The sequence below is a fragment of the Paraburkholderia phosphatilytica genome, assembly GCF_003443895.1.
GTDB lineage: Bacteria > Pseudomonadota > Gammaproteobacteria > Burkholderiales > Burkholderiaceae > Paraburkholderia > Paraburkholderia phosphatilytica.
The window spans coordinates 1-5,829 of record NZ_QQOA01000086.1 but is presented as its reverse complement, the minus strand read 5'-3'; the positions used below and the strand labels follow the sequence as shown (position 1 = coordinate 5,829).

General features: G+C 62.3%; 7 protein-coding genes. 4 read left to right on the top strand and 3 right to left on the bottom strand.

Annotated features, from left to right (window positions below):
* A partial coding sequence (locus DVS29_RS36535) for an IS630 family transposase (RefSeq protein WP_240655999.1) occupies positions 1–959 on the top strand: 959 nt, incomplete at its 5' end.
* Between the two features lie 13 nt (positions 960–972).
* On the top strand, positions 973–1,272 hold the full coding sequence (locus DVS29_RS36530; protein WP_118186195.1) for a hypothetical protein: 300 nt from the start codon (positions 973–975) through the stop codon (positions 1,270–1,272).
* Here the strand turns inward: DVS29_RS36530 and DVS29_RS36525 are convergent.
* The 3 genes from DVS29_RS36525 to DVS29_RS36515 all read right to left on the bottom strand — a co-directional run bounded on the left by DVS29_RS36525 (position 1,232) and on the right by DVS29_RS36515 (position 3,826).
* Positions 1,232–1,870 (bottom strand): transporter substrate-binding domain-containing protein, encoded by a 639-nt coding sequence (locus DVS29_RS36525; RefSeq protein ID WP_118186193.1) that lies wholly within the window; start codon positions 1,868–1,870, stop codon positions 1,232–1,234. The genes DVS29_RS36530 and DVS29_RS36525 overlap by 41 nt on opposite strands.
* Positions 1,871–1,948: 78 nt before the next feature.
* Positions 1,949–2,614, bottom strand: a complete 666-nt coding sequence (locus tag DVS29_RS36520; RefSeq protein WP_118186191.1) for a Type 1 glutamine amidotransferase-like domain-containing protein — start codon at positions 2,612–2,614, stop codon at positions 1,949–1,951.
* Positions 2,615–2,770: 156 nt separating this feature from the next.
* Entirely contained in the window at positions 2,771–3,826 is a 1,056-nt protein-coding gene (locus DVS29_RS36515) for a LacI family DNA-binding transcriptional regulator (RefSeq protein ID WP_118186189.1), read from the bottom strand.
* Between the two features lie 234 nt (positions 3,827–4,060).
* Here DVS29_RS36515 and DVS29_RS36510 point away from each other — a divergent pair, with 234 nt between their 5' ends.
* Both DVS29_RS36510 and DVS29_RS36505 read left to right on the top strand, forming a co-directional pair.
* On the top strand, positions 4,061–5,053 hold the full coding sequence (locus tag DVS29_RS36510) for a substrate-binding domain-containing protein (protein ID WP_118186187.1): 993 nt from the start codon (positions 4,061–4,063) through the stop codon (positions 5,051–5,053).
* Positions 5,054–5,183: 130 nt separating this feature from the next.
* A complete protein-coding gene (locus DVS29_RS36505) occupies positions 5,184–5,747 on the top strand; it encodes an ATP-binding cassette domain-containing protein (protein WP_240655998.1) in 564 nt (187 codons plus the stop codon).
* Positions 5,748–5,829 lie beyond the last annotated feature (82 nt).

Below are 5,829 nucleotides of genomic sequence, written 5' to 3'. Positions count from 1 at the left end.
TCCTTAAATGTCTGTCCGTAACGCGCCAATTCGTTCTCTCTTTACTGCCCCCAGGTTCCAATTCTATCGGGGCGGCATCTATTCTGACGCGGGGGGGAGTTCAGGGCATTCGCGAAGGCGAACGTAGTGGCCGTCCGCCCCGCATCACGCATGAAGCGCGGCTGCAGTTGATCGCGCTGGCGTGTGAAGCGCAGGACCCTGAGGGGCGGGTCACGCCGACGCTCGACGAGATTGCGGCGCGCGCGGTGGAGCGCGGCGTCGTCGAGCAGATCAGCCGCAGTCACGTACAGCGCATTTTGCAGGCCGGCGACGTGCGCCCACACCGGGTCCAGCAATGGCTACCCAGTCCAGACCCGGCCTTTCGCGAGAAGGTCAACGGGATTTGCAAGCTGTACCGCAAGGCGCCCAGAAACGCGGTGGTGCTCAGTATCGACGAGAAGACCGGCATCCAGGCCATCGAACGCAAGCACCCGGGCCGTGCGCCCGCCCCTGGACGCCTGCGACGACGCGAGTTCGAATATGTTCGTCACGGCACCCAGGCGTTGATCGCGGCGCTCGATGTCCATACCGGGCAGGTGCTGGCAGAGTGCCGCGATCGGCGTACCCAGGACGATCTGGTCGCATTCATGGAGCGCGTGGCTACTGCGTATCCGGGCAAACAGGTGCACGTAGTCTGGGACAACCTCAATACGCATCGCGCTCAGGCCGTCTGGCAGGCGTTCAACGCGCGGCATGGCAAGCGGTTTCATTTCCACTTCACGCCGTTGCACGCGAGCTGGGTCAATCAGATTGAACTCTGGTTTGCCCGCTACACGCGCCGGGTGCTGCGCCATGCAAGCCATACCAGCACCGCGCATCTGCGCGAGCGCACCGAACGGTTCGTCAGCGAGCACAATCTGGCCGCACGCCCCTTCAAATGGAGTTTCCGGGGCTATCCGCTACAAAGCGGCGCATCGTAATCGAGGGGTCGACATGCCAGCGTTACCCACCAAACACTACGCCGCCGAACTGCAGCGGCAACTGCGCAGCCTGCTCGGCCACGAGCAGATCATCACGCAAGCCTACGGGCGTCACCTGCTGATCAAACGTCTGGACGATGAGGAGCCAACCGTGGTGGCCCGGCTGACCGAGCTCGGCCGCAATCGTTATGGCGCCGCCTTTCGCAGCCATAGTGGACGCTGGGAACCCCTGCCAGGCACCGGTACGCTCGACGAGATGGCGCAAGTGGTCGTCACCCTCCTGCAGCCGTACTTGCAGCCAGATGATTATTAAACCTATTTGCGGGATGTCGTACTAGCTTGACGCGCGCCGAGTCTATTCCCGTATCGTGCTCCACGGCCTCTAGCACTGAACCGCCGATACGATCCGCAAGAATGCGATTTCCCAAAGCAGTGCTCGCGTACGCATCGATCGCTCCGGAGCGAAGCGCTTCGACAGCGTCGGCCTGCTGTTCGAAGATGGCGATCTGGTCCGCACTTACGCCCAGCGTTATAGCCGAGGCGTGTTGTACCTGTCCGGCAATCACGCCAAGACGTGCATCGTGGCGTTTGGCTAGCGACGCATAGCTGTTTAGCGTCTTCGGATTTCCCGCGCGAACCAGGAAGCCATCGCCGATTCCCCATACGGGCACACTGAAAGCGACCAGACGGGCACGTTCCGGCGTAACGAACAGCGGAACATTCATATCCCAGCGGCCGGCTTGCACGCCGGGCAGCAACTCACTGAACGTCGTCAGATGATACTCGACCCGCGTCACGCCGATCGCCTGAAGCACCGTATCGGCCAGGTCGATGTCGGCACCGGTGGCAATACGGTTCGCATCCGTCCAGCCGAACGGGGGTTCTTCGATGTACGCGATGGATACTTTCATTCACGAGTCCCGCAAGATAGCAACGGTCGTCGTTTCATCCGACCGCCGCGAACAGTTCAGCCCTCTTTGCCAGTGAATTCACGGAAAGTACTTCCAGCGCCCCTCTGAGACAACCTCAATGTTGCCGCCTGCGACGCTAATGGCAGTCTGGTCATCGATCGCATAGGCGGGACTGCCAATGTTTGCAGCCCAACGTTCAGCGTTCTCCAGTGAATTTTCGGGCATGGACTCGTGATCCAGATGGGGAAAGATTGAGAAGCCGACTAGTCCCAAGGTGCTGTCGTTGCCGGATGGTGCCTTCCAGTTCACGAAGTCCTCGCCAATGCGAGGCGTCATCACCATACTCCCGGCGCTGACACCCACCCACACTGTGTCCGGCAGCGATGGTAAGCGTTCGGCGAGCCCGGACTGACGCATCCAGTGAGCCAGGAAGCACGCGTCGCCACCGTCTACGAGCAGAACGTCGGCTTCCCTTAGCCACGGTATCCAACGCTCCTCGCCAATGCTGGGCAGTGCAGTGAGTTCCAGGAGACCGATCGACTTCCAGCCCAGGTTGCACATGGGCGAGGGCGAGTTCCCCGAGACAAAGCGCCATGCCGATGCGGGCGTGCACATCGGGTGACCATATTCCGCGGTGGGGATGCACAGGGCGTTACATCTCTCAATCGGCTTGCCGAGAAGCGAAACAAGCGCGCCGTGAATGCTCGCGTTAGTGACGCCGCCAGCGGTTAGAAGGAGCTTCATATTTCTCCTGCGTGTCATGCAACGTCTAACGGGTTGTTGAAAGACCAGGACGTAGCGCTACCGGGGATTCGCTCGAGCATGATTTTCCAGCCTGCCCGTCGCTGCTGATCGGGGTTCGCGATCAGCCTGTACGGTGTGGCCGTTCGGCTCCGGCGTTCAACGATCGAATTCCTTGGTTTGCTCCGCTTCTTCAAACATCTTCCCGAAACCGGTGGGCACGAGAATACGGGAACGGTCCGACGCGTCGAAGTTTTCCGTCAGCCGGAAGGCTTCGGCGATGAGAGTCTGCACATCCTGACGCAGCATGGTGATGTCGAACGGGAGGTAGGCCGCAAACGGGTCCCAGTCGAAACATCCCACCACCGCGGTTTTCAGCGCGTCGGGCGGCAGCGTGGCAGTGAACTGCACCATACCCTCGAAAGCGGTGATCGAGTTCATCAGCAAACCCAGCGGCAGCCGCCCGGAATTGTCGAAGCGACTGGCGAGCGCCCGGTTGGCCGCGGCTGCGTTGTACCCGCAACTGTCGATCGCTGCTTTGCCGGGTGTCAGGCCTCGCGCCGCGAACGCATCCTTGAACCCGGCAATGCGCATCTCCGTTGCGTATTCGTCCGCGACGCCGCCAAGCAATACAAGGTCGTCTGGAGAATGACCGCGTTGCAGCAACTTGTCGAGCAGCACGTCGGTGATCGTCTGCGAGCCTTTGCGATGGTCCGACAGAACCGACGGCGCTCCGTCACCCGGCAGGTCGAGGTTGATGCAGGGCACACCCGCCGCGGCGCAGAGTTCATTCAGCGGAGTCGGGTTGCGCACGCCCGCGATGAACAGCAGTTCAACCCGCTGCGAGAGCAGGGTTTCGGTGACGTTGACCTCCACGGCCGGATCCCGCTGGGTGCCGACCACGATGGGGCATAGCTCCCTGACGCGCGCCTGATCCTCGAAGGTCTGTGCAAGTCCCGCGAAGAAACGGTTGCGATAGTGCGGCAGCACCATGCCCGCCAGGCCCGAGCGCGACAGGCGCAACCCGCGGGCCTTCATGTTCACGGCGTAACCGAGCTTCTGCGCCGCCTCCAGAATCCGGTTCGCCGTCTCCTCCTTGATGCGATACCTCGCCCAGGTGCCGTTCAACACCATGCTGACCGTGGCAGTGGACGCACCGCTTGCCTTGGCTACGTCATAGATCGTCGACTTTCGCGTGGGTTGGGTGCCCGCCATCAAGGTGCTCCGGGGGCGCCTTCGCGCCGGTCGTGTTTCATGAAAGGTATCCGGTTCGGAAAAGGTCGAAATACCAGGGTTTGCACGGGTCGACCCACCTGCTAAATAGATTCAGCATACACCCACCCGGATTGCTAAATGGATTTAGCAAGTTCCTCGAATCGTCAGACCCGGGGTCTCAGACACTCACTTTCCAGCGTCTGGCGCACTCGCCGGGCGTCCACCGGAGGAGACATGTTCAAACACATTCTGCGTACGTTGGGCATCGGTGCCGTCGCGTTCGCGCTGGCCACGAACCTGGCCTCGGCATCACCCGACAAACCGGTCATCGGTATCGTCGTCAAGATCGGCGGTATCCCGTGGTTCAATGCGATGGAACAGGGCATCAAGAAGCGCGCCGACCAGCTCGGCGTGAAGGCCTTCATGATCGGGCCGACGAGCGCCGACCCTGCACTGCAGGTTCGCGCGATCGAAGACCTGATTGCGCGGCACGTCGATGTGATCGGCGTGGTGCCGAACGACGCGCAGGTGCTGGAGCCGGTCCTGCAGCGCGCCCGCGCGGCGGGCATCAAGGTCATCACGCACGAATCGCCGAAGCAGCAGAACGTCGACTGGGACTTCGAACTGGCCTCGGCCAAGGGCTTCGGTGAAGCCTACGGCAAGCGTCTGGGCGAAGCGCTGGGTGGCAAGGGCGAATACGCGGTGTTCGTCGGCTCGCTGACTGTTCCGCTGCATAACGCATGGGCGGATGCGGCCATCGCGTACATCAAGGCAAACTACCCGGGTATGAAACTGGTGGGCGACCGTTACGGCGTAGCCGAAGACGTCGACGCATCGCGCAAGACCGCGCTCGACCTGATGCGCGCGCACCCCGACCTCAAGGGCATTCTCGCGTTCGGCAGTCAGGGGCCGATCGGTGCGGCCCGCGCGGTCGACGAGCAGGGCGCGAAGGGCAAGGTTCTGGTGCTCGGCCCGTTCTCGCCTGGTCAAGGCCGGCGCCTCGTTCATGACGGCGTGCTGACAGGCGGCTATATGTGGAATCCGGAACTCGCCGGCGAAGTGTTCGTGACGCTTGGGACGATGGTCGCGAAGGGCGAGCCGATCAAGGACGGCACGAATATTCCGGGTCTGGGCGTGGTTCACCCCGACGGCCACAACCTGATCGTGAACGAACTGGTCGACCTCAACGCGCAGACCGTCGACGCGCTCGCGAAGACGGGCCTCTGAGCGCCGCTCGACTTCCGGGCGGGTGGGCGCGGCAACCCGCTCACCCGGCCGTGGCCGCCACATCGCGTGCGAGCGCGCACAAGCGCATGAGCACGCAATGGCCACGCGCCAGCACCATCGGAGCGTTTCCATGAGTCAATCTGCTGCTACCCACCCGGTCGACGATACGCAACGACGCGGGACCGGTGCGATGCCGACCGTTCCCGACGCCGGCCGTACCCCGCTGCTCAAGCTCGAGAACATCTCGAAGGTGTTCGGCGGCGTGCGTGCGCTGCGCAACGTGAAGTTCGATGTCATGCCTGGCGAAGTGCTCTGCCTCGCGGGCGAGAACGGCTGCGGCAAAAGCACGATCATCAAGATCATCAGCGGCGTCTATACGCCGGAACCCGGCGCGATGATGCTGATGGACGGCGAGTCCATCGAAGGCCTCGACCCGGCGCGCGCCCGCGATCTGGGCATCCAGGTCATCTGGCAGGATCTCGCGCTGTTCCCGGAAATGACGGTTGCCGAAAATATCGCGTTCGAGCAGAACCTCGGTTCCCGTCCGCGCCTCGTGAACTACCGGAAGATGAAGCAGGCCGCGCGTCGCATTCTCGAGCGGCTCGGCGTCGACATCGATCTGAACCGCCCGGTCCGCTCTCTGTCGATCGCGCAGCGCCAGATCGTCGCGATTGCGCGGGCGCTAGTCCGTTGAACCAATGAAATTGCACTGATCTAAAGGTGCATGGGAAAAATGAATCTGAGTGAAGCCGAGCGCGAAGAATTGTTGTCGATGC